Source organism: Streptomyces sp. NPDC093109 (assembly GCF_040701725.1).
GTDB lineage: Bacteria > Actinomycetota > Actinomycetes > Streptomycetales > Streptomycetaceae > Streptomyces.
The window spans coordinates 124,384-147,855 of sequence record NZ_JBFBEZ010000007.1 but is presented as its reverse complement, the minus strand read 5'-3'; the positions used below and the strand labels follow the sequence as shown (position 1 = coordinate 147,855).

The following is a 23,472-nucleotide window of genomic DNA, read 5'->3' as shown; positions in this document are numbered from 1 at the left end:
TAGTACGGCTAACTAACAACTTCTCGCGTGAGGGACAATGGCGGCATGACCGCTCCGTTCCCGGCCACCACGTTCCCGGCCACCACGCTTCCGGCCGCCCCGCTCGCCATCGGCCCGTACACCGTCCAGCCGCCGGTGGTGCTCGCCCCCATGGCCGGGATCACCAATGCCCCCTTCCGTACGCTGTGCAGGGAGTTCGCCGAAGGCGCGCGGGGGTTCGGGGGTCGTCCCCCGGTGGATGCCGCCAGTGGTGGGAAAGGGCTGTTCGTCAGCGAGATGATCACCACGCGGGCGCTGGTCGAGCGCAATGAGAAGACCATGCAGCTCATCCGCTTCGACGTGACCGAGACGCCCCGCTCGATCCAGCTGTACGGAGTCGATCCGGTCACCGTCGGCAAGGCCGTCCGCATGATCGTGGACGAGGACCTCGCCGACCACATCGACCTCAACTTCGGCTGCCCGGTGCCCAAGGTGACCCGCAGGGGCGGCGGCTCGGCACTCCCGTACAAGCGGCCCCTGCTGCGGGCGATCCTGCGCGAGGCCGTGTCGAACGCCGGGGAGCTGCCGGTCACGATGAAGATGCGCAAGGGCATCGACGACGACCACCTCACCTTCCTCGACGCCGGCCGGATCGCGGTCGAGGAGGGCGTGACGGCCATCGCGCTGCACGGCAGGACCGCCGCCCAGCACTATGGCGGCACTGCCGACTGGGACGCGATCGCGCGGCTCAAGGAGCATGTTCCGGAGCTTCCGGTGCTCGGGAACGGTGACATCTGGTCGGCCCGGGACGCCCTGCGGATGGTGCGCGAGACCGGCTGTGACGGTGTGGTCGTGGGGCGCGGCTGTCTGGGGCGGCCGTGGCTCTTCGGCGATCTGGTGGCCGCGTTCGAGGGTACGGGGACGGTCGCGGCGCCGACCCTGCGCGAGGTCGCCGGTGTCATGCGGCGCCACGCGGAGCTGCTGGGGGAGTGGATCGGGGACGAGGCCCGGGGTGTGATCGACTTCCGTAAGCATGTGGCCTGGTATCTGAAGGGCTTCTCGGTGGGTTCGACGCTGCGCAAGCAGCTCGCGGTCACGTCGTCGCTGGCCCAGTTCGACGAGCTGATCGCCGGGCTCGACCTGGACCAGGCGTGGCCGGACGGTGCGGACGGGCCGCGTGGGCGGACTTCGGGGAACAACCGGGTGGCGTTGCCGGACGGCTGGCTGAAGGATCCGTCCGACTGCGCGGGTATCGGCGCGGACGCCGAGCTGGACACCTCGGGCGGCTGACCGGCCGGGCGGCCCCCGGCGCGGCGTTCCGGTTCTACGGCGGCCCGCTCACTCCGTCCGGCCGCCCCGGGGCGGTGCCACGTCGGGGCCCGCGTGCCGTGCCAGTGGTGCCGCGGCTGCCGAGTTGCTGACGCTGAACGCGACGCTGCCCGCCCGGTAGCGGTCGTCGGTCCACTCGATGGGCCGGCCCGTTGCGGTGTTCGTCAGATGGCGCTGGCGCAGCAGCGGGCTGCCCCGGCGCACCTGGAGCAGCCGCGCGTCCTCGCTGCCCGCAGGGACCGCGTCGATCAGGTGCTCCCCGTAGTGGGCCACCACGCCCGCGTCCTCGGCGAGGCTGTTCATGATCGACACCACATCGTCGGGCAGCGCACGCACGAAGGGCGCCACCCACTCCGTGTACACGGTCCGCTCGACCATCACCGGCTCCCCGTCGAGCAGGCGCAGCCGCACCACGTACAGCACCTCGCTGCCGGGGGCGGTCCCGAGCCGGGCCGCCTCCTCCGCCGTCGCGCCCCTGGCCGTACGGGTGATGATGCGGCCGGCCACCTCGCACCCCATGGCCCGGCCCCACTGGGCGAAGCTGTGGAGCTGCTGGAAGCTGTGCCGCAGCTCCTGGCGCAGCACGACCCGGCGCGCGCCCTGGCGCGAGCCGATCAGCCCGTCCGAGGCGAGCAGCCCCACGGCCTGGCGCACCGTGCCGCGCGAGACGGACCAGCGGGCGGCGAGATCGCTCTCCGAGGGCAGCAGGGCGCCCACCGGGTACTCGCCGTCCAGGATCGCCGTGCGCAGCGCCTCCGCGATCTCCAGATAGCGTGCCCCGCTCACCCGGGCCCCCTTGCGTCGCTCATGCGTACCATCCTCGCTCACGCCCTGAACTGTGCACAGGTATACCGAATCACCGATGATCCGGCCTTCACTTCCGCCCCACGGGTGACCGGCCGCCGGTACGCGTTGTAGTTCCTCTTGTACACCCTGTGGATCGCGGATACGCTCCAACTCGCCGCGCTGATCAGGGGGTTGCGGGCGCTTTGTCTTCTCCCGGTCGTGTGGTGACGTACATCAGGCGTTAACGGACCGGACACCTGAGTCGGGCGAACTGATGCCAGCTTGTATGAACAAGTTTCTCACTTCCTCGTCTCCGGGAGACACCGAGTGACCCGACAGCCCCTGACCCGAAAGCCCCTGACGCGCCTCATCTCCGCCGTCGCGCTCGGCACGGCCGCGCTCACCACCCTGTCCGGCTGCGGCGCCGCGCCCGAGAAGGACGCCGCCGCCGACAAGGCCGCCTCCGCGGCCTCCGCCGCGGACTTCGGCGGTCTCGACGCCCTCGTCACCGCAGCCGAGAAGGAGGGCACGCTCAACGCGATCGCCCTGCCGCCGGACTGGGCCAACTACGGCGAGGTCATCAAGGCGTTCGAGGCCAAGTACAAGGTCAAGGTCGCCGTCGAGAACCCCGATGCCTCCAGCTCCGACGAGATCTCCGCCGTCAAGTCCCGCAAGGGCCAGAAGCGCGCCCCCGACGTACTTGACCTCGGTATCTCCTTCGCCCGCAGCGGCGCCGCCGAGAAGCTCTTCGCGCCGTACAAGGTCGAGGCGTGGGACAGGATCCCGGAGTCCCAGAAGGACAAGGACGGCCTCTACTTCAACGACTACGGCGGCTATGTCTCGATCGGCTGCGACGCCTCCCGGATCAAGAACTGCCCGGAGACCTTCGCCGATCTCCTCAAGCCCGAGTACAAGGGCAAGGTCTCGCTCAACGGAAATCCGACCAAGGCCGGCGCGGCCTTCGGCGGCGTGTTCGCGGCCTCCCTCGCCAACAAGGGCTCCTTCGGGGACATCCAGCCGGGTATCGACTTCTTCGGCAAGCTGAAGAAGAACGGCAACTTCATCCCCGTCGAATCCACCCCGGCGACCATCGAGAAGGGCGAGACGCCCATCAGCATCGACTGGGACTACCTGAACGCCGGGTACGCGGACCAGTTCAAGGGCAAGGGCGTCGACTGGAAGGTCGCCGTCCCGAGCGACGGCGTCTACGCGCAGTACTACTCGCAGGCCATCAACAAGGACGCGCCCCACCCGGCCGCCGCCCGCCTCTGGATGGAGTTCCTCTACAGCGCCGAGGGCCAGAACCTCTGGCTGAAGGGGTACGCGCGCCCCGTGCTGCTGCCCGCCATGACCGCCGACGGCACCGTCGACAAGACCTTCGTCAGCAAGCTCCCCGAGGTCGCCGGCACCCCGACCTTCCCGACCTCGGAAGAGCTCGACAAGGCCAACGCCGACCTCGCCGCGAACTGGGACAAGGCCGTCTCCTGATGACAGCGCTCCCTCCCGCGACGGTGACGGCCGGGCGTCGAGGGGCCCCGGCCGGGCGCCCCGGCCCGGCCGCCCGGGGCCGGAAGCTGCCCAGTTGGCTCGGCGCCCTGCCGCTGCTGGTCTTCGCCGCGATCGGCTTCGGGCTGCCCGTCGGCGCCCTGCTGTACGGGGCCGTCACCCGCGACGACCCGGCGACCGGCGCCACGGCCCTGACCGGCGAGCACCTCCAGCGCTCGCTCCAGGGCCCCTACCTCGGCTCGCTCGTCGGCAGCGTCCAGCTCTCCTCACTGACCGCGCTGATCGGTACGGTCCTCGGCGTCCTGATCGCCCAGGCCGTCGTCACCGCGCGTGGCGGGGCGCTGCGTACCGCCGTCCTCACGGCCTCCGGGGTGCTCGCCAACTTCGGCGGGATCCCCCTCGCGTTCGCGTTCGTCGCCACCCTCGGCATCTCCGGTGTCGTCACGCGCCTCGGGCACCTCGACAGCCTCGGCTGGAACCTCTACTCCTTCACCGGGCTCGCCGTCATCTACCTCTACTTCCTGGTGCCGCTGATGGTGCTGGTGATCCTCCCGGCGCTGGACGGGCTGCGCCCGCAGTGGCGGGAGGCCGCCCAGAACGCGGGCGCCACCGCCTGGCAGTTCTGGCGCCATGTCGGGCTGCCGGTCCTCGCGCCCTCGCTGCTCGGCGGGTTCGTGCTGCTCTTCGGCAGCGCCTTCGCCGCGCACGCCACCGCCGCCGCGCTGGTCGGCGGCTCCGTCCCGCTGGTCACGCTGAAGATCGCGGACGCGCTCTCCGGCAACGTACTGGTCGGGCAGGAGAACGTGGCGCTCGCGCTGAGCCTCGACATGATCGTGATCGCCGGGGTCGTCATGGCGGTCTATCTGCCCCTCCAGCGACGGAGTTCCCGATGGCTGCACTGACGCCCACCGCCGCTCCCGCCCGGCCGGGACCGGCCGGCGGCCCGGACGCCCGGGCGACGGCGGGGGCAGGGGCCCGGCGCCGCCCGCGCGTCTGGCGGGGCGTCGTCCTCGTGCTGGCCGGGCTCTACTTCGTCGTACCGCTGCTGTCGTCGTTCGTGTTCACGGTGCACATCCCGAACCAGGGCGTCACCTTCGCCGCGTACACCGGGATCCTGTCCGCCGACGGCTTCGGCCGGAGCCTGCTGCTGTCCCTCGGGCTGGCCGCCGCGACCATCGCGCTCTCCCTGCTGCTCACCGTGCCGGCGCTGCTGGCGGTACGGCTCGGGGCGCCCCGGCTGCGGCCCGTCGTCGAGGTCGTCTGCATGCTGCCGCTGGTGGTGCCGCCGATCGCGCTGGTCACCGGGGTCACCACGGTGCTGCGCTGGGGGCCCGACCATCTGTCGCGGACGCCGTTCTACCAGACGTTCCTGGCCGTGCAGAACGAGTCGTTCCCGGTCGTGCTCGTCCTCGCCTACACGGTGCTCGCGCTGCCGTTCGTCTACCGCTCGCTGGACGCGGGGCTGCGCGCCGTCGACGTACCGACCCTGGTGGAGGCCGCGCGCAACTGCGGGGCCGGGCGGCTGTACACCGTGTGGCGGGTCATCCTGCCCAATCTGCGCTCCTCGCTGGCCGGGGCGTCGTTCCTGACCCTGGCGCTGGTGCTGGGGGAGTACACGATCGCCTCGCTGCTGGGCTTCCGGCCGTTCGCGGTGTGGATCGTGTCCGTCTCGGGCGCCGAGGCGCGGATGTCGGTCGCGGTGTCCCTGCTCTCCCTGCTGATCACCTGGGGGCTGCTGCTGGTCCTGTCGCGGGCCGGTACGCGCGGCGCCGCCGCCTCGGTCTCCGCCGTCCCCTCAGCCTCCGCCGTCCCGTCCGCCTCTTCCGCCGCCTCCGGCAAGGAGTAGCCGCCCCATGTCACCCACCCCCACGGCGACGGCCACCGGCGCCCTCGTCGAATTCCGCGGGCTGCGCCGTGCCTTCGGCCCGACCGTCGCGCTCGACGGCCTCGACCTGACCGCCCGCCCCGGCGAACTGCTCGCCCTGCTCGGCCCCTCCGGCTGCGGCAAGACCACCGCGCTGCGGGTCCTCGCGGGCTTCGAACAGCCGGACGCGGGCGAGGTGCTGGTGGACGGCGAGGACATCACGCGCGTCCCGGCCAACCGCCGCGACGCCGGGATGGTCTTCCAGTCGTACAGCCTCTTCCCGCACCTCAACGCCCGCGACAACGTGGCCTTCGGGCTGCGCGTACGGAAGGTGCCGGCCGCCGAGCGGCACCGGCGCGCGGCCGAACTCCTCGACCTGGTCGGCCTGCCCGAGCACGGCGGACGCTTCCCGCACCAGATGTCCGGCGGCCAGCAGCAGCGGGTGGCGCTGGCCCGCGCGCTGGCGCTGGAACCGCGCGTCCTGCTGCTCGACGAGCCGCTGTCGGCGCTCGACGCCAAGGTGCGGCTGACGCTGCGCGAGGAGATCCGGCGGCTCCAGCTCTCGCTGGGGATCACGACCGTCTTCGTGACGCACGACCAGGAGGAGGCGCTGTCCATGGCCGACCGGGTGGCCGTGCTCAACGCGGGCCGGCTCGAACAGTGCGCGCCGCCCGCCGAGCTGTACGAGCGGCCCGCCACGCCCTTCGTCGCCGAGTTCGTCGGCACGATGAACCGGCTGCCCGGCCGGCGCGCGGACGGCGGCCGGATCGAGGTCGCCGGGGTCGCGCTGCCGGTGGACGGCGGGATTCCGGCGGGCGGGGAGGTGGAGGTGCTGATCCGGCCCGAGAACATCACCGCCACCGCCGACCCCGAGGGGACGGCCACGGTCGTCTCCGCCTCCTTCTTCGGCTCGGTCACGCGGGTGCTGCTGGATCTGCCCGGCGGCGGCTCGGTGCACTCCGATGTGCCGTCGCGGGACGCCGGCGCGCTGCTGCCGGGGGTACGGGCGACGGTGGCGCCGGCGCACCGCCCGGTGCTCGTCGTACCGGCGGCGGGTAGCGCGGCGGGCGCGGCGGCGGGTAGCGCGGCGGGCGCTTCCGTATGAGCGGCTTTCCGTTGGGTCCCTCCGCCGTACCCTCCGCAGTCCCCTCCGCCGTCCTCTTCGACATGGACGGCACCCTCGTGGACACCGAGGTGCTCTGGTGGGAGGCGGCCGACGAGGTCGCCGCCGGGCTCGGTCACCGGCTCACCGACGCGGACGCGCCGGAGGTCGTCGGCCGGGCGGTCGCCGACACCGCCGCTCATCTGATCCGGATCACGGGCGCGGCCGATCCGGGGAGAGTGGCGGCGGATCTGACGGAGTCCTTCTTCCTACGGGTGGCCGCGGGCGCCCCGCCCCGGCCCGGCGCCCGCCGGCTGCTGGCCGAACTGGAGCGGGCGCGGGTGCCGTTCGCGCTGGTCAGCGCCTCGCCCCGGACCGTGGTCGACTCCGTGGTCGGCGGCTCGCTGGCCGATGTCCCGTTCGCCTTCACGCTCTCGGCCGACGACACCGTACGGACCAAGCCGCACCCCGATCCGTACCGTGCGGCGGCCGAGCGGTTCGGCGCCGCGCCCGGCGCGTGTGTCGCGGTGGAGGACTCGCCGGACGGCACCGCGTCCGCCGAGGCCGCGGGGTGCCCGGTGCTGGTGGTCCCGTCGCTGCTGCCGGTCGGTCCCGGGGCCGGGCGGTATGTCGTGAAGAGCCTGGAGGACGTGGATCTCGGGGTGCTGCGGGAGTGCGCCGGAGGAGTGGCACGGGGGCGTGATTCTCGCCACGTTTGATTTGGTGGCGGCTCAGATGAGCGAATCTTGAGTGGCTGCATCTCCAGAAGGGGTGGCACGGGGTGCCACCCCTTCTGCGTTCAAGAGGTAAACTCAAACGTCGCCATTGCCGCTCATTTGAGCGCGTTCTGTCATGCGTCGGTCATGGCCGCTTCGAGGGGTGAAGGAAGCGGGTTCCGGCCGCCTCACGCGACCGCCTTTCGATCCATCGGCGGACGGGTGGTGAATGGGGCGAGGCAGTCGGGTGGCGGTGCCGAGGCGCCTTCGATCTGGGTATGTTCCTCGCCAGCCAGGGCAGCCACCGCGTCATCGAGGAGTCGGGACCCGTGTCGGAAAACAGCGATCTCCACGCAGCCACCGCCGAGAAGTACGTCTACGACTTCACCGAGGGCAACAAGGATCTGAAGCATCTGCTCGGCGGCAAGGGCGCGAACCTCGCCGAGATGACGAACCTCGGACTGCCGGTCCCGCCCGGCTTCACCATCACCACCGAGGCGTGCAACATCTACCTCGGCAGCGGCAAGGAGCCGGCCGCCCTGCGCGACGAGGTGAGCGCGCACCTCGACGCCCTCGAACAGCGGATGGGCAAGCGGCTCGGCCAGCACGACGACCCGCTGCTCGTCTCCGTACGCTCCGGCGCCAAGTTCTCCATGCCCGGCATGATGGACACCGTCCTCAACGTCGGTCTCTCCGATGCCTCCGTGGCCGGGCTCGCCGCCCAGGCCGGCGACGAGCGCTTCGCCTGGGACTCGTACCGGCGGCTCATCCAGATGTTCGGCAGAACCGTCCTCGGCGTCGACGGCGCGCTCTTCGAGGACGCGCTGGAAGCGGCCAAGAGGAGCAGGAAGGCCGCCACCGACGTCGATCTGGACGTCACCGACCTCCAGAAGCTCGTCAAGCGCTTCAAGAAGATCGTCTCCGATCAGGCCGGCCGCGCCTTCCCGCAGGACCCGCGCGAGCAGATGGATCTCGCGATCCGCTCCGTCTTCGAGTCCTGGAACACCGACCGCGCCAAGCTCTACCGCCGCCAGGAGCGCATCCCCGGCGACCTCGGCACCGCCGTCACCATCTGCTCCATGGTCTTCGGCAACCTCGGCCCCGAGTCGGGTACGGGCGTCGCCTTCACCCGCGACCCCGCCAGCGGCCACAAGGGTGTGTACGGGGACTACCTCCAGAACGCCCAGGGCGAGGACGTCGTCGCGGGCATCCGCAACACCGTGCCCCTCGCCGAACTGGAGACCATCGACAAGGAGTCGTACGACCGGCTGCTCTCCATCATGGACACCCTGGAGACGCACTACCGGGACCTGTGCGACATCGAGTTCACCATCGAGCGGGGCAGGCTCTGGATGCTCCAGACCCGCGTCGGCAAGCGCACCGCCGGCGCCGCCTTCCGGATCGCCACCCAGCTCGTCGACCAGGGGCTGATCGACGAGGCCGAGGCGCTCCGGCGGGTCAACGGCGCCCAGCTCGCGCAGCTGATGTTCCCGCGCTTCGACGAGGACACCAAGCGCGAGCTGCTCGGACGGGGCATCGCCGCCTCGCCGGGCGCCGCCGTCGGCAAGGCCGTCTTCGACTCGTACACCGCCATCAAGTGGTCCCGCTCCGGCGAGAAGGTCATCCTGATCCGCCGCGAGACCAACCCCGACGACCTCGACGGCATGATCGCCGCCGAGGGCATCCTCACCTCGCGCGGCGGCAAGACCTCGCACGCCGCCGTCGTGGCGCGCGGCATGGGCAAGACCTGTGTCTGCGGCGCCGAGGAGCTGGAGGTCGACACCAAGGCGCGCCGGCTGACGGCGGGGACGACCGTCATCGAGGAGGGCGACACCGTCTCCATCGACGGCTCGACCGGCAAGGTCTACCTCGGTGAGGTCCCGGTCGTACCGTCCCCCGTCGTCGAGTACTTCGAGGGCCGGATGCACGCGGGCGCCGACGAGGCCGACGAACTCGTCGAGGCCGTCCACCGGATGATGGCGTACGCCGACCGCCGGCGCCGGCTGCGGGTGCGCGCCAACGCCGACAACGCCGAGGACGCCCTGCGCGCCCGCCGCTTCGGCGCCCAGGGCATCGGGCTCTGCCGTACGGAGCACATGTTCCTCGGCGAACGCCGCACGATGGTCGAGAAGTTGATCCTGGCCGACACGGACGAGGAGCGCGAGACGGCACTGGGTGCCTTGCTGCCGCTCCAGAAGAAGGACTTCATCGAGCTGTTCGAGGCGATGGACGGACTGCCCGTGACGGTCCGGCTGCTCGACCCGCCGCTGCACGAGTTCCTGCCCGACATCACCGAACTCTCGGTACGGGTCGCCCTCGCCGAGGCCCGCAAGGACCACAACGAGAACGACCTGCGCCTCCTCCAGGCCGTCCACAAGCTCCACGAGCAGAACCCGATGCTGGGCCTGCGCGGAGTCCGGCTCGGGCTCGTCATCCCCGGCCTCTTCGCCATGCAGGTACGGGCCATCGCCGAGGCGTCCGCCGAGCGGCTGAACGCCAAGGGCGACCCGCGCGCCGAGATCATGATCCCGCTGGTCGGTACGGTCCAGGAGCTGGAGATCGTCCGCGACGAGGCCGAGCGGGTCATCGCCGAGGTCGAACGGGCCACCGGCACCGAACTCCGGCTCGCGCTCGGCACGATGATCGAGCTGCCGCGTGCCGCGCTCACCGCAGGACAGATCGCGGAGGCCGCCGAGTTCTTCTCCTTCGGTACGAACGACCTCACGCAGACCGTCTGGGGCTTCTCCCGGGACGATGTGGAGGCGAGCTTCTTCACGGCGTACCTGGAGAAGGGCATCTTCGGGGTCTCGCCGTTCGAGACCATCGACAGGGACGGCGTGGGCGCGCTCGTCCGCAGCGCCGTCGAGGCGGGCCGCGCCACCCGGCCCGGGCTGAAGCTGGGCGTCTGCGGCGAGCACGGCGGCGACCCGGAGTCCGTGCACTTCTTCCACGAGGTGGGCCTCGACTACGTCTCCTGCTCCCCGTTCCGCATTCCGGTCGCGCGCCTGGAGGCGGGCCGCGCGGCGGTGGGCTCGGGCGGCAGCGACTCGCGGTAGCGCCTACGGGCCGACAACAGAGCCACAGCGAGAGAAGGGGCGGGTGCCTTGTGCGGAGGCGCCCGCCCCTTCGTCATGGAGAAAGGAAGGGCGGGCGAGGTCAGGAGAGGTCGGGAGAGGGGAGAGGAGTGCGGCCGGCGGATCCCCACCCACCGACCGCACTCCATTAGCGAGCCGGGCATGGAGCCGCACCCGTACCGACCGCCGCCGAGCGAGCAAAGCCCCCCACGGCCTTCACTGCGCCTATTCGGTCGCCCGGGTTTCATGCCCGACGAGGTACAGCATTTCCGTTGCGGCCACACCTCCGCGACGGGTTTCAACTGTGGCTGAAACACCGTGGTAACAGCCGGTGATGGCATGCATACTCATTGCTGGGGAGATTGCGGATGCAACAGGTTGTGCAACAGGTGGGGATTTCATGCTGCGTATTCATTTCACGGAGAAGGATCTCGCGCGGGTCCGGATGGCCGCCGGTCCCGATCCGCTGTGGGAAACGATTCTGAGCTTTCACCGAATAAGAGACCGCCGTGCTCCGCTGGCCTTTGGGGAATGGCGCAGGGAAGCACGGACCCGGTTGAATGGTGAGACAAGCCTGCTCTCCGCGCTCGTTCCGCAGCGCGGCTATTTCCCGGATTTCCTGACGCCAGGTCAAGAAGCGCTCGGCCTCGACGCCGGCCTCGACGCGCTGCGCGCCACCGCGCCCGACCGGATCCGGGGCGAGCTGGCGCTGCTGAGCGCGTCGGGCGCCCGTCCGGTACGCAAGGACGGCACCCGTCCGGCCCGGCAGGGCCCGGGTGGCCGGCTCACGACCCTCGCCGACAGCGGCCCCGGCCGCCTCGGACGGCTCGTCGAGGTGATCCGTACGTACCACCGGGCGGCCGTCGAGCCGTACTGGGCGCATGTCCGCGCCCGGGTCGAGGCGGACCGCGCGCTGCGCGGCCGGGCGCTGCTCGACGGCGGCGCGGACGAACTGCTCTCCTCGCTGCCGCCGATGGTCCGCTGGCACGGCCAGGTGCTGGAGGCGGACTACCCCGTCGAGCGCGAACTGCGGCTGGAGGGGCGGGGGCTGCTGCTCCAGCCGTCGTTCTTCTGCCGCACCACCCCGGTCGTCTACCGCGATCCGGCGCTGGCACCGGTCCTCGTCTACCCGGTCACCCACTCCGAGCCGCCCCCGGTCGCGGAGCGCGCGGGCCCCTCGCTCGGCCGGCTGGTCGGACACACCCGCTCGGCCGTCCTGCGCGCCATCGAACACGGCTGCACCACCAGCGAACTGGCCCGCAGGACAGGCGTGTCACTCGCCTCCGCCAGCCAGCACGCCGGCGTCCTGCGGGAGTCCGGCCTCATCAGCACGCTCCGCTACGGAAACGCCGTCCTGCACACCCTGACCCCGCTGGGCGGCGCGCTGCTGCGGGGCGGCGGCGTCCACGCCGACGAGGCTCCGCGACCGTAACGGCGGTGCGGGCTCGCGGTCGTGGCGGCACGTGCCACTTCGTCCGGCTCCGTTGACGAACGTGCGTACCGCCTCTACCTTCCGAACCAGCGCGCTCGAAACTTCCGTGAAACTTTCCGAAACTGTAGGAGCCGCCATGAGCACGATGGGAACGAGAACCGCGAGACTCCGTGCCTTACGCCGGGTCGCCGCCGCCCGGGCCGCCACCGCACTCTCCGCGCTGACCGCCGTGGCCGTCGCCGTGGTCGGCCTCGCCGCCGCCCCCGCGCACGCGGCCGACCCCGTACTGCGCGACCTGGCCACGGCCAAGGGCAAGTACTACGGCACCGCCATCCCCGCCGGCCGGCTCACCGGGACCCACGGGAGCGTCGCCGCCGCCCAGTTCGGCTCGATCACCGCCGAGAACGAGATGAAGTGGGGCTCGGTCGAGCCGACCCGGGGCAGCTTCAGCTGGACCGGCGCCGACCAGATCATGAGCTTCGCCGCCGCCAACGGGCAGAAGGTGCGCGGACACACGCTCGTCTGGCACAGCCAGCTGCCCAGCTGGCTCGCCAACGGCACCTTCGGCAACGACGAGCTGCGCACCATCATGACCGACCACGTCACCACCCAGACCGCCCGCTACAAGGGCCGCATCGACCAGTGGGACGTGGTCAACGAGGCGCTGAACGAGGACGGCACCCTGCGGGCCAGCAAGTTCTACACCCAGCTCGGCGAGTCCTACATCGCCGACGCGTTCCGCGCAGCCCGCGCCGCCGACCCCGCCGCCAAGCTCTACATCAACGACTACAACACCGACGCCACCGGCGCCAAGAGCAACGGCCTCTACTCCCTGGTCCAGCGGCTCCAGGCGCAGGGCGTGCCGATCGACGGCGTCGGCTTCCAGACCCACCTCATCATCGGCCAGGTGCCGGCCACCTTCCAGGCCAACCTCCAGCGCTTCGCCGACCTCGGCCTGGACGTCGCGATCACCGAACTCGACATCCGGATGCCCCTGCCCGCCACCGACAGCCAGCTCGCCCAGCAGAAGTCCGACTTCAAGGCCGTCACCAACGCCTGCCTCGCCGTCACCCGCTGCAAGGGCGTCACCGTCTGGGGCTTCAGCGACGCGGTGTCGTGGGTGCCCGACGTCTTCCCCGGCCAGGGCGCGGCCACCCCGTACAACGAGAACTACCAGCCCAAGCCCGCGTACTACGGCATCGCCGAGGCCCTCGGCTGGACGGACGACGGCTCGGGCGGCGGTGGCGGAGGCGGTGGTGGCGGCACCACCGGCTGCGCCGTCACGTACGCCAACCAGAGCCAGTGGAACACCGGCTTCACCGCCAGTGTGACCATCAAGAACACCGGCTCGTCCGCGATCAGCGGCTGGAACCTGGCCTGGACCTGGCCCTCCGGCCAGAGCGTCACCTCCGCGTGGAACGCCACGATCACCCAGGCGGGCGCGCAGGCCACCGCCGTCAATCTCACCTACAACGCGGCCATCGCCGCCGGCGGCACGGTGAACTTCGGCTTCAACGGCGCCTGGAGCGGGACCAACACCGCCCCGAGCACCTTCACCCTCAACGGCGCCGCCTGCACGCTGGGCTGACCCCCGCGCCACTACGGCACTGCTACGGAGCGGCTACGGCACGGCTACGGCGCGGCGGGCACGCGTTCCGGCGTCCGTTCCGTTTCCCGTACGCCTTCCTCCGTCCGCACCCGTGCCTCGTACGCCTGGACGGCGATCTCCTCGTCGTCCAGGCACCGGCCCGTCGCCAGCTCGAACCGCTGCTTCAGCAGCGGCGACGCCACGAACGGCCGCCCCTCGTGGCTCCCGGTCAGCCCCCGGGACAGGACATACGCCCCGGAGAACGGGTCCCGGTTGGAGAGCGCGTACGGCCGGCCCGCCCGGTCCAGGAACACGGCCACCTGCCGGCCGCCGGGCAGCAGCGCGGCCACGCCCCGGCCGGGGGTGAGCGAGGACGGATCGCAGACCGCGTACCACGAGCCGTCGGTGAGCCGGATTTCCAGCGAAGAGACGGAATTCATCGGGCACTCACTCCTTCCAGAGAGAGAAAGACCAGGTCGGGCTTGACCTGATCCCGTTCGGGGACGAACTTCACCGACGGATCGGGCGCGTCAGGAGCGTTCACGAAGGAGACGAACCGGCGCAGCCGTTCCGGGTCGTTGATGGTCTCCGCCCATTCGTCGCGGTAACCCGCCACATGCGCCGCCATCAGCTGTTCCAGCTCCGCGCAGAGCCCGAGCGAATCGTGCACCACCACATCCCGTACGTGGTCGAGCCCGCCCTCGATCCGCCCCAGCCACGCCGATGTGCGCTCCAGCCGGTCGGCCGTCCGGATATAGAACATCAAGAACCGGTCAATCAGGCGGACCAGCTCCGCGTCGCCGAGATCCTGCGCCAGCAGCTCCGCGTGGCGCGGCTCCGCGCCGCCGTTGCCGCCCACGTAGAGGTTCCAGCCGTTGGCCGTGGCGATGATCCCGAAGTCCTTGCCGCGCGCCTCGGCGCACTCCCGCGCACACCCGGACACCGCCGACTTCAGCTTGTGCGGGGAGCGCAGCCCCCGGTAGCGCAGCTCCAGATCGATGGCCATCCGCACCGAGTCCTGCACGCCGTAGCGGCACCAGGTCTGCCCGACACAGGACTTGACCGTACGGAGGGACTTTCCGTACGCGTGCCCCGACTCGAAGCCCGCGTCCACCAGCCGGGTCCAGATCAGCGGCAGCTGCTCCACCCGTGCGCCGAACAGATCGATCCGCTGACCGCCGGTGATCTTCGTGTACAGCCCGAAGTCCCTGGCCACCTCGCCGATCACGATCAGCTTCTCCGGGGTGATCTCCCCGCCGGGGATGCGCGGCACGATCGAATACGAACCGTTGCGCTGGATATTGGCGAGGAAGTGATCGTTGGTGTCCTGAAGGGCGGCCTGCTCGCCGTCCAGGACATAACCGCTCACCCCCAGCGTCGGCGCGAGCGACGCGATGATCGAGCCGACCGCCGGCTTGCAGATCTCACAGCCGTCACCGCCCCGGGCGCCCTCGCGGCCGTGCGTGTCGAGGAGCGTCGCGTACGAGGTGACGCGCAGGGTGCGCACGATCTCGTACAGCTCCCCGCGCGTGTACGGGAAACAGCCGCACAGCCCGCTGTCGGCCGGGCCGTTGCCGGCGGCCGTGAGGAGCTGGCCGATGACCTTGACGCAACTGCCGCAGCCCGTACCCGCCTTGGTGCACTTCTTCACCTCGGGGAGGGAGGAGCACGCGCAGATGGCGCCCTTGGTGACGTTGTGACAGCTACAGATCACCGCGTCGTCGGGGAGGGAGTCGGGCCCGAGCGCGGGCGGCGCGCCGATGCCGGCGGGCAGCACCAGCAGCTCGGGGGAGACGGGCGGTACGGAACCGGTGAGCGGGCGGAGCGTGCCGTACAGATCGGCGTCCCCGACGAGCACCCCGCCGAGCAGGGCGCCGTCCGCGTCCACCACCAGCTTCTTGTAGACCCCCGCCCGCGCGTCGGAGTAGACGACACCGAGGGAGCCGGGGGCGGTGCCGTGCGCGTCCCCGAAGGAGGCGACGTCCACGCCGAGCAGCTTGAGCTTGGTGGAGAGATCGGCGCCGGTGAAGCCGGGCCCCGGACGCTCCGCCATTACGTCGGCGACGGTGGCGGCCATCTCGTACCCCGGCGCCACCAGCCCGTACACCCGCCCGTCGGCCGCCAGCGCGCACTCACCGATCGCGAAGACGGCCGGGTCCGACGTACGGCACCGCTCGTCGACCTTGATCCCGCCGCGCGGGCCGACGGTCAGCCCGGCGTCGCGCGCGAGCTGGTCCCGGGGGCGGACGCCCGCCGAGAAGACGACGAGATCGGTGGCGAGCACCGTGCCGTCCGACAGCGCCATCCCGGTGACGGCGCCCGCGGCGTCCGCGATCACCTCCTGGGTCCCGACGCCCGTGTGCACGGCCAGACCCATGGTCTCGACCGTACGGAGCAGGGCCGCGCCACCGCCCTCGTCGATCTGGACGGGCATCAGCCGGGGCGCGAACTCCACGATGTGCGTGGCCAGCCCGAGCCCCTTGAGCGCCCCGGCCGCCTCAAGACCGAGCAGCCCGCCGCCGACGACCGCGCCGGTGCGCGCCGTCGCCGCGTACGCCTCGATCGCGAGCAGATCCTCGATGGTGCGGTAGACGAAGCAGCCGGTCGCGTCCTTGCCGGGGACCGGCGGTACGAAGGGCGCGGAGCCGGTGGCCAGCACCAGCGTGTCGTAACCGGTGGTGAGCCCGGAGCGCGAGGTGACCGTGCGCGCGGCCCGGTCGATGGACTCGACGGGGTCGCCGAGGCGCAGCTCGATGCCGTACCGGTCCAGGAAGCCGGGCTCCGCGAGGGCGAGACCGTCGGGCGTCGAACCGGAGAAGTACGAGGTCAGGCGGACCCGGTCATAGGCGGGCCGCGGCTCCTCGCCGAGCACGACGACCCGCGCTCGTGCGGTCACCCCGCGCTCGGCGAGAGCCTCCAGGAACCGCTGGCCGACCATGCCGTGGCCGACGACCACGATGGTGGGGAGCGTGGGTGGCGTGGGTGGCGACGCGGGCGGCGTGGTCGGAGGGGGATCTCCTGGGCGGCTCATGGGGCTCATGGCGGAGAGCCTGGTCGGCGGCTGTTACCCGGCCGCATCGCGGCAGTTTCCCGTACGGAACGCTGCGCTCAGCGGGGGCGGGGCGGGGGTGTGAGGGAGCGGGCGGAGTCCGGAAAGGGGAGGTACGAGGGAGCGGACAAGACGGTCGGTCTAAGGTCGCGATCATGCCTGACATATCGCTGACCATGCTCGTCGTCCTCTGTCTGGCCGCCGCCGCGGCCGGCTGGATCGATGCCGTGGTGGGCGGGGGAGGGCTGCTTCTGCTGCCGGCGTTCCTGCTGGGGCTGCCGCACGCGCCGGCCGCGCAGATCCTCGGGACGAACAAGGCGGTGGCGATCGTCGGCACCTCGGGCGCGACCCTCACGTACCTCCGTAAGACGTCGGTCGACGTGGGCGCGGCCCTGCGGATCGGGCTGATGGCGCTGGCCGGCTCGTCGGCCGGCGCGTTCTTCGCGGCGGGGATCAGCAGCGAGGTGCTGCGGCCGGTGATCATGGTGGTGCTGCTGGGGGTGGCGGCGTTCGTGCTGGTACGGCCGTCCTTCGGCACGGCGCGGCCGACCGGCGAACCGGTCGGCCGGGGCCGCGCGGTCGCCGCGATCGTGCTGGTCGGCGGCGGGATCGGCTTCTACGACGGACTCTTCGGACCCGGCACGGGAACGTTTCTCGTGCTGGCGCTCACCGCCGTACTCCACCTCGATCTGGTCCGGGCCTCGGCCACCGCGAAGATCGTGAACGTCTGCACCAACGCGGGGGCGCTGGCGATGTTCGCGTACCAGGGCGCGGTGCTCTGGCGGCTCGCCGGGCTGATGGCGCTGTTCAATCTGGCGGGCGGCATGGCCGGTGCGCGGATGGCGCTGAAGAAGGGGAGCGGGTTTGTGCGCGGGGTGCTGCTGGTGGTGGTGTTCTCGCTGGTGGCGAAGTTGGCGTTCGACCAGTGGACGGGGTGACGGTCCGTCTTCAGCGGGTCCTGGGCGGGCGCGTGGCGCAGAGGGCGTGGTCGACCAGCTCGGTGACGCCCTTGAGCTGGCGGACGGCGGTGTCCTCGTCGCCGGCGCGGCTGTGCACGGAGACCGTGACGGCCGTCCGCGCGTCGTCTGTCACGGCGGGCCACACCATGTAGCCGATACCGCTGCCGCTGTGTCCCCAGTACCCGCCGCCGCAGGTCAGCGGCGTCCAGCGGAGACCGAGCCCGTTCCGGGAGCCGGGGATGGTGCCGTGCTCGTCGGGCAGGGCGACGGTCCGCCGCGCCTCGGCGAGCTGGGCGGGGGCCAGCAGCTTCCCGCCCAGCAGCGCGGCGAAGAACGTGTTGGTGTCCGCCGCCGTACTGATCAGCGCGCCGTCGGCGTCGCCGTCGAAGGGGAGGTAGGCGAGCGTGGTGTCGGTCATCGGTCCGGCCGGCTCGAACTGCTGGAAGTTCCGGGCGTGCGGACGGGGAAGGACGGGGTCGTTGCCGGGGGCGTAGGTGTGCGCGAGGCGCAGCGGGCGGATGATCCTGGCCCGTACCTCCTGCTCCCAGGAGCGGCCGGTGACCGCCTCGATCGTCATGCCGAGGAGGATGTAGTTGGTGTTGGAGTACTCCCAGCGGGTGCCGGGCTCGAAGGCGGGCGGGTGGGTCATGGCGAAGGCGACGCGTTGCGCGGAGGTGTGGGTGGTCGAGCGGTTCTCCAGATATCCCCGGGCGCTGAAGTCCGGGACGACGTCGCCGATGTAGTCGGGCACCCCGCTGGTGTGCTGGAGGAGCTGACGCAGTGTGATCCGGCGCCCGTCGTTCCCGGCGCCCCTGACCACGCCGGGCAGCCACCGGTCGACGGTGTCGTCGAGGGAGAGCCGCCCCTCACCGGCGAGCTGGAGCAGGACGGTCGCGACGAACGTCTTCGTCGTACTCCCGAGCCTGAGGTACCCGTTGACCGGCGGCGGCTGCCCGGTGCCGGGATCGCCGGCGCCGCTGCGGACGGTGCGTACGCCCCGAGGGGTGGTCAGCCGTACGGACACACCGGTGACGCCTGAGCCGCGGAGGGCGTCGGCGTCCTGCTGGAGACGGTCGTGCGGGGAGGCCGGGGTGGTGGCCGGTACGGCGGCCGGGGCGGTGTCCGGTGCGGCGGCCACCGCGTGGGCCTGCGCGGGAACGAGTGCGGCGAGGAGCGCGACGGCGAGCGCGGTCGCGGCCCGGCGGGTGGCACGGCGCCGTGCGACGGAGGTGGTGGAGGCGGTGGAGGCGGTGGAGGCGGTGGAGGCGGTGGAGGCGGTGGAGGTGTTGGGCATGCGGCAACGCTAGGAAGGCGCGGCGGGACGGACCATCCGGCTGCCGGGGGTGTCCGGGGTGGGGATCACCCCACTCCCAGGTCCTCACTCTCCTGCTCTTCCGCCACTCTCAGCTCTTCCGCACCCCGATGAGATGGGCGTACGCGACGACATTGCCCTGGTAGCCCGTCTTCGCGGAGAAGTCGCCCCCGCAGGTGATCACCCGCAACTCCGCCCGGTCGGTGGGGCCGTACACCTTGTCGTCGGGGAAGTCGCTGTTCTCGTACACCTCGACGGCGTCGACGGTGAAGACGGCGGTGCGGCCGTCCGAGCGGGCCACCTCGACGCGCGCGCCCTTCTTGAGCGTGCCGAGGGCGTAGAAGACGGCAGGCCCGCGCGCGTTGTCGACATGCCCGGCGACGATCGCGGCGCCCTTGGCACCGGGGGCGGCGCCGTCCTTGTACCAGCTGACGACGTTGCCGTTGCCGGCCGGCGGTACGTCGAGGCTGCCGTCGCGCGCGAGCCCGAGCCCCAGGACGGGCGCGTCGACCTTGATGCCGGGGATGCGTACGGCGACCGGCGCGGCGGACGGCAGCGGGTCGGCGGCGGCGTCCGTGTGGTGGCCGGGACCGGCCGCGAACGCCTGGGCGGCGGACGGCATGGGCGGGGTGACGGGCTGGAAACCGTTGTGGACGAGCCAGACACCGGTGCAGAGGGCGAGGACGACGAACCAGCCGCCGCGCCGGGGCGCGGCTTCCGCGGCGGCGGCGGTGGCGGCGGTGGCGGCGGTGGCTTTCGCGGTTCTGCCGGTTCTGCCGGTTCTGCCGGGCCTGCCGGTCGTGGTGGTCATGGGGGTGGCCTCCGGGATCAGGGAGGTACGGAGACGATGTTCCCCGCCCCCGTCAGCGATGAGCGTGACGGGGGCGGGGACGCGGGGCGGAACCGGGGGCGGGTGCGTGCCGCGTCCCGTCAGCTTCCCTGCGCGCCGCTCGCCCGGCGGCGCAGGAGCCAGGTCCCGCCTGCGGCGGCGCCGGCCAGAACGGCCACGCCCGCCGCGATCTGGGGGGTGTCGGGCGCGACGCTGCCGCCCACACCGGTCCGTACATGGCCGCGCGGCCCGCCGTGCTCGACGAAGAGCTCGCCGTGGGCCTGCCGGCCGTTGTCGCACCGTACGTGCACGCTGTGGGTGCCGGGCCGGACGTCGTCCGGTACCCAGAACTGCCCGGTCGCGACCTCTTTCCGCTCCCTCGGATCCAGCCGGAACTCCCCGGCCCCGAGGTCCCGGGCGTCGCCCCTGCCGTGCCCGTCGTGCCCGCAGGCCCTGGTGGACACGGTCACGGTCGTCCCGGGGCGCGCCGTGCGCGGCGACAGTTCCAGCCGCTCGGAGTCCCAGGACCGGTCGCCGGAGTCGCGGGAGTGGCCGGAGTCCCAGGACCGGCCGTCCCTGGAGTGGTCGGAGTCCCGGGAGCGGTCCGTGTCCCAGTCGTTCCCGGCGTACGCCGTCGTGGCGCCCGCGGCGGTCAGTCCGAGCGAGGCGACCGCCAGCGCGGTGCCGGTGAACAGACGGGCGGTGGGGCGGCGCATGGTGGATCCTCCGGGGCAGACAGCGCGGTGTGTCGTCTCCTCCGAGATAAGGCGCCCGCCACCGGCCACGCCTGCTGATGGAGAATCAGATTCACTGCCCGCGGTCCGCGTGTCCCGCTTGCGCGAGAGTGTCGCCGCAGGTCAGAGGCGCTGCGGCGAGTGTCGTACGACGCCCGGGAACCCCACGCGCCGAACGGGTGACCGCGGCGGGCGCCGGAGGCGGGCCGCTCAGGTGGTGGGGCGGCTCGGGCGGTGGGAGCGGCTCAGGCGGTGGGGCCGCTCGGGCGGTGGCCGGGAGGGCGAGCCGTACGCCGGCGCGCCGCGCGGTTCGGCGAGGCCGTCCGGTCCGATACGGAGAGGCTCCCGGGTCCGTGAACCCGGGGCACGGAACGCGGTGTGGACCGGAGGTCAGATCGCGTCCCCCGCGACGCCCTCGTACAGCGCGCGCACGGTCTTCATCAGCCGCTCGTCCCCCGGGAAGACCGTCTCGTCGATCCGCGAGACCGGCGCGACTCCCTGGGAGTTGCAGACGAACGCGGTCAGATAGCGGGGCAGACCGGCGAGGGTGACCTCGCGGCGGGCGGAGGGGATACCTGCCTCGGGGAGTAGGGATTCGAGCAGCGCCATGGTGGTGCCGGTCAGGGCGGGGGCTGCCGGCCAGACGACCGTATCGCCGTCCCAGAAAGCGATGTTGGCGATGGCGGACTCGGAGACCACCCCGCCAGGGCCGGTCAGCAGCGCGTCGTCGAAGCCCGCGCGCCGGGCGAGTCGGCCGTAGTGGATCTGCGCGAAGCCGCCCAGGTGCTTGAGGTGCGCGAACGGCCGCTGATACGCGACGGATGTGAGGCTCTGCGCCCGCTCGGCCAGAAACACCGGCGGCCGTACGGTCACCATCAGCGTCAGCCCCGCCGCGCCGGCCGCCTCGTGGACGTACACCCGGGCCGCGGCGTCCCGTACGTCACCGAGCGCGTGCCGCAGCGCGGACCGTACGCGCTCGCCGTCCAGCTCCGCACCGAACAGCTCCCGGCTCGCCGCGTCCAGCCGGGCGATATGAAGATCCAGGCCGCGCACCCGCCCGTCCCTGACCTGGAGGGCGGTGAAGTGCCCGTACGTGTCCACGGCGCGGCGGGCCAGTTCGGCCTCGGTGGCGGGCCGGCCGTCGATCTCGATCAGCAACTCGGGTGCGGTGCTCGTCATGCGGTCCAGCGTATGCCGAGTTGACCTCAACCTTGGTTGACATATGAGCATCGCTCCATGGAACTCACCACGGAGCACGAAAACGCCGTCGCCGAAAGCGGTCACAAGCACCGGCCGGGGCACCGGACGGGGCAGCAGCCGGGGCAGCAGCCGGCCCGCCGACCGCTGACACTCGCCGTCATCCTCGGTACCAACCGCGAGGGCCGCTTCGGGCCGGTCATCGCCGACTGGTTTCTCTCCCGCGCGGCCGGGCACAGCGACTTCCGCACCGACCTCATCGATCTCATCGACATCGCCGAACTGGATCTGCCCACCGCCCTCTCCTTCCGGCCCGCCCCCGCCGTCCGGGCCGAACTCGCCAAGGTCACCCCGCGGCTGGCCGCGGCCGACGCCTTCGTCGTGCTGACTCCCGAGTACAACCACTCCTTCCCCGCGCCCCTCAAGTCGCTGATCGACTGGCACTTCCACGAATGGCAGGCCAAGCCGGTCGGCTTCGTCTCGTACGGCGGGGTCTCCGGCGGGCTGCGCGCGGTCGAGCAACTGCGCCAGGTCTTCGCCGAGCTGCATGCCGTCACGGTCCGGGACACCGTCTCCTTCCACCGCGCGGGCGCGCACTTCGACGGCGAGGGCCGGCACAAGGACCCGGGGGAGGCCGACGCCGCCGCGAAGGCGATGCTCGACCAGCTCTCCTGGTGGGCGCAGGCGCTGCGGGAGGCCAAGTCGGTCCGGCCGTACACGGGGTGAGGCGGCGGGCGGAGCCGTACCGTGCTGTACGACCGCCCGCCCCGGGCCGTCCGACCGCCCCTCGTCCGTACCCGAAGGAGCCGCCACCCCATGACCGCCACCGAGAACGCGGAGCCCGGCTTTCTGACCGTGCTGACCACGACCGACAGCGCCGAGAAGGCCGAGGAACTCGCCCGGGGCGTGATCGAGGCCCGCCTCGCCGCCTGCGCGCAGATCTCCGCGCCGGTCACCTCCGTCTACCGCTGGCAGAGCGCGATCGAGACCACTCAGGAGTGGCAGATCCTCTTCAAGACCACCACCGCCCGCTACGGAGAACTCGAAGCCCATCTCACGGGCGCCCACGACTACGAGACGCCGGAGATCATCGCGGTCCCCGTGGTACGCGGCGCCGCCGCGTACCTGGCCTGGGTCACCGAGGAGACCACAGCGCGGTGACCCCGCGCCTGTCCCGTCCGCCGCCGCGCCTGTCCCGTCTGCCGCCGCCCCTGTCCCTGTCCCGTTCCCTCCGTTCCGTCATCGGTCCCGGTGCGTAGCCAGCGCCTCGGCCACCCCCGGCTCCGTCGGCCCGAGGAACTTGGGGTCCCGGCGCACCACGGCATCGGCCGCCGCCTTCCCCGAGGCGAATATCTCCCGTATCCCGCCGTAGTACCAGGTCGCGTCGTGCGGCTCGGCGACCCCGACGCCGTACGACTCGATGCCAGCCGACCGGCAGAGCGCGACCGCGCGCCGGATGTGGAACCCCTGCGTCACCAGTACGGCCCGCTCGACCCCGAATATCTTCCGCGCCCGTACGCACGAGTCCCAGGTGTCGAACCCGGCGTAGTCGCTGACGATCCGCTCGTCCGGTACGCCGTGCCGCACCAGATAGGTGCGCATGGCGTCCGGTTCGTCGTACTCCACGCGGCTGTTGTCCCCCGTGACCAGCACGACCTTCACCTTGCCCGTGCGGTACAGCTCGGCCGCCGTGTTGAGCCGGTGCGCGAGATACGGCGTCGGGCGGCCCGACAGCAGCCCGGCACCGAAGACCACGGCGACATCCCGGGCCGGCACATCCGCGACCGTACGGACCCGGTCGTCGGCGGCGGCGTACAGCCAGGTCGACGGCAGCAGCGCGAGCACGCAGCCGAGCATGACGGCCTGCACGGTGAGGCGCCGCCCCCGCTGGGTGCGCCAGGGACGCGGCAGGCGTGTCCACGGCTTCGGCAGTGGCATGTGGTGTCCCCCCGGGCTGGAGTGCTGTTGGTTCCGGTGCTGCGACGTGCTGCGATGTGTTCGAGGCGTTCGACGTGT

Annotated in this window: 20 protein-coding genes; 12 read left to right on the top strand and 8 right to left on the bottom strand. The window is 71.8% G+C overall.

Annotation, left to right across the window (positions count from 1 at the left end; translation table 11 throughout):
- Positions 1–45: 45 nt before the first annotated feature.
- Positions 46–1,269 carry a tRNA dihydrouridine synthase DusB gene (gene dusB, locus AB0389_RS10085; protein WP_366394858.1) on the top strand — a complete coding sequence of 408 codons (1,224 nt, stop codon included), beginning with the start codon at positions 46–48 and terminating at the stop codon, positions 1,267–1,269.
- Between the two features lie 48 nt (positions 1,270–1,317).
- Here the strand turns inward: dusB and AB0389_RS10080 are convergent, their stop codons facing one another.
- Positions 1,318–2,094, bottom strand: a complete 777-nt coding sequence (locus AB0389_RS10080) for a GntR family transcriptional regulator (RefSeq protein WP_366394857.1) — start codon at positions 2,092–2,094, stop codon at positions 1,318–1,320.
- A gap of 408 nt (positions 2,095–2,502) precedes the next feature.
- Here AB0389_RS10080 and AB0389_RS10075 point away from each other — a divergent pair, with 408 nt between their 5' ends.
- The 8 genes from AB0389_RS10075 to AB0389_RS10040 all read left to right on the top strand — a co-directional run bounded on the left by AB0389_RS10075 (position 2,503) and on the right by AB0389_RS10040 (position 13,376).
- On the top strand, positions 2,503–3,582 hold the full coding sequence (locus AB0389_RS10075) for an extracellular solute-binding protein (protein WP_366394925.1): 1,080 nt from the start codon (positions 2,503–2,505) through the stop codon (positions 3,580–3,582).
- Complete coding sequence (locus AB0389_RS10070) at positions 3,582–4,502, top strand: ABC transporter permease subunit (RefSeq protein ID WP_366394856.1); 921 nt, start codon at positions 3,582–3,584, stop codon at positions 4,500–4,502. The genes AB0389_RS10075 and AB0389_RS10070 overlap by 1 nt, the downstream gene beginning before the upstream one ends.
- Complete coding sequence (locus AB0389_RS10065; RefSeq protein ID WP_366394855.1) at positions 4,490–5,446, top strand: ABC transporter permease subunit; 957 nt, start codon at positions 4,490–4,492, stop codon at positions 5,444–5,446. The genes AB0389_RS10070 and AB0389_RS10065 overlap by 13 nt, the downstream gene beginning before the upstream one ends.
- A gap of 7 nt (positions 5,447–5,453) precedes the next feature.
- Complete coding sequence (locus AB0389_RS10060; RefSeq protein WP_366394854.1) at positions 5,454–6,569, top strand: ABC transporter ATP-binding protein; 1,116 nt, start codon at positions 5,454–5,456, stop codon at positions 6,567–6,569.
- A complete protein-coding gene (locus AB0389_RS10055; protein ID WP_366394853.1) occupies positions 6,566–7,285 on the top strand; it encodes an HAD family phosphatase in 720 nt (239 codons plus the stop codon). Before AB0389_RS10060 ends, AB0389_RS10055 begins: the two co-directional genes overlap by 4 nt.
- A 275-nt stretch (positions 7,286–7,560) precedes the next feature.
- Positions 7,561–10,338 (top strand): pyruvate, phosphate dikinase, encoded by a 2,778-nt coding sequence (gene ppdK / locus AB0389_RS10050; RefSeq protein WP_366394852.1) that lies wholly within the window; start codon positions 7,561–7,563, stop codon positions 10,336–10,338.
- Positions 10,339–10,756: 418 nt separating this feature from the next.
- Positions 10,757–11,788 carry a winged helix-turn-helix domain-containing protein gene (locus tag AB0389_RS10045; protein WP_366394851.1) on the top strand — a complete coding sequence of 344 codons (1,032 nt, stop codon included), beginning with the start codon at positions 10,757–10,759 and terminating at the stop codon, positions 11,786–11,788.
- Positions 11,789–11,933: 145 nt separating this feature from the next.
- The gene (locus tag AB0389_RS10040) at positions 11,934–13,376 is read left to right on the top strand and encodes an endo-1,4-beta-xylanase (protein ID WP_366394924.1); all 1,443 of its coding nucleotides are present in this window, start codon (positions 11,934–11,936) and stop codon (positions 13,374–13,376) included.
- A gap of 44 nt (positions 13,377–13,420) precedes the next feature.
- On the opposite strand, the gene nirD is transcribed toward AB0389_RS10040, so the two are convergent.
- Positions 13,421–13,816 (bottom strand): nitrite reductase small subunit NirD, encoded by a 396-nt coding sequence (nirD, locus tag AB0389_RS10035; RefSeq protein WP_366394850.1) that lies wholly within the window; start codon positions 13,814–13,816, stop codon positions 13,421–13,423.
- Entirely contained in the window at positions 13,813–16,314 is a 2,502-nt protein-coding gene (gene nirB / locus AB0389_RS10030; RefSeq protein WP_366394923.1) for a nitrite reductase large subunit NirB, read from the bottom strand. Before nirB ends, nirD begins: the two co-directional genes overlap by 4 nt.
- 266 nt (positions 16,315–16,580) lie before the next feature.
- Between nirB and AB0389_RS10025 the strand changes: the two genes are divergently transcribed.
- Entirely contained in the window at positions 16,581–17,363 is a 783-nt protein-coding gene (locus AB0389_RS10025; protein WP_366394849.1) for a TSUP family transporter, read from the top strand.
- Between the two features lie 10 nt (positions 17,364–17,373).
- Here the strand turns inward: AB0389_RS10025 and AB0389_RS10020 are convergent, their stop codons facing one another.
- The 4 genes from AB0389_RS10020 to AB0389_RS10005 form a co-directional block, all read right to left on the bottom strand.
- Entirely contained in the window at positions 17,374–18,678 is a 1,305-nt protein-coding gene (locus tag AB0389_RS10020; RefSeq protein ID WP_366394848.1) for a serine hydrolase domain-containing protein, read from the bottom strand.
- 109 nt (positions 18,679–18,787) lie between these two features.
- Complete coding sequence (locus AB0389_RS10015; RefSeq protein ID WP_366394847.1) at positions 18,788–19,507, bottom strand: class F sortase; 720 nt, start codon at positions 19,505–19,507, stop codon at positions 18,788–18,790.
- A 119-nt stretch (positions 19,508–19,626) separates the two neighbouring features.
- A complete protein-coding gene (locus AB0389_RS10010; protein WP_366394846.1) occupies positions 19,627–20,241 on the bottom strand; it encodes a hypothetical protein in 615 nt (204 codons plus the stop codon).
- Between the two features lie 408 nt (positions 20,242–20,649).
- On the bottom strand, positions 20,650–21,438 hold the full coding sequence (locus AB0389_RS10005) for an aminotransferase class IV (RefSeq protein ID WP_366394845.1): 789 nt from the start codon (positions 21,436–21,438) through the stop codon (positions 20,650–20,652).
- 57 nt (positions 21,439–21,495) lie between these two features.
- Here AB0389_RS10005 and AB0389_RS10000 point away from each other — a divergent pair, with 57 nt between their 5' ends.
- On the top strand, positions 21,496–22,182 hold the full coding sequence (locus AB0389_RS10000; RefSeq protein WP_366394844.1) for an NAD(P)H-dependent oxidoreductase: 687 nt from the start codon (positions 21,496–21,498) through the stop codon (positions 22,180–22,182).
- Positions 22,183–22,272: 90 nt separating this feature from the next.
- On the top strand, positions 22,273–22,617 hold the full coding sequence (gene cutA, locus AB0389_RS09995; protein WP_366394843.1) for a divalent-cation tolerance protein CutA: 345 nt from the start codon (positions 22,273–22,275) through the stop codon (positions 22,615–22,617).
- Between the two features lie 78 nt (positions 22,618–22,695).
- Here cutA and AB0389_RS09990 read toward each other — a convergent pair whose 3' ends face one another.
- Positions 22,696–23,394 carry an ElyC/SanA/YdcF family protein gene (locus AB0389_RS09990; RefSeq protein ID WP_366394842.1) on the bottom strand — a complete coding sequence of 233 codons (699 nt, stop codon included), beginning with the start codon at positions 23,392–23,394 and terminating at the stop codon, positions 22,696–22,698.
- Positions 23,395–23,472: the final 78 nt, after the last annotated feature.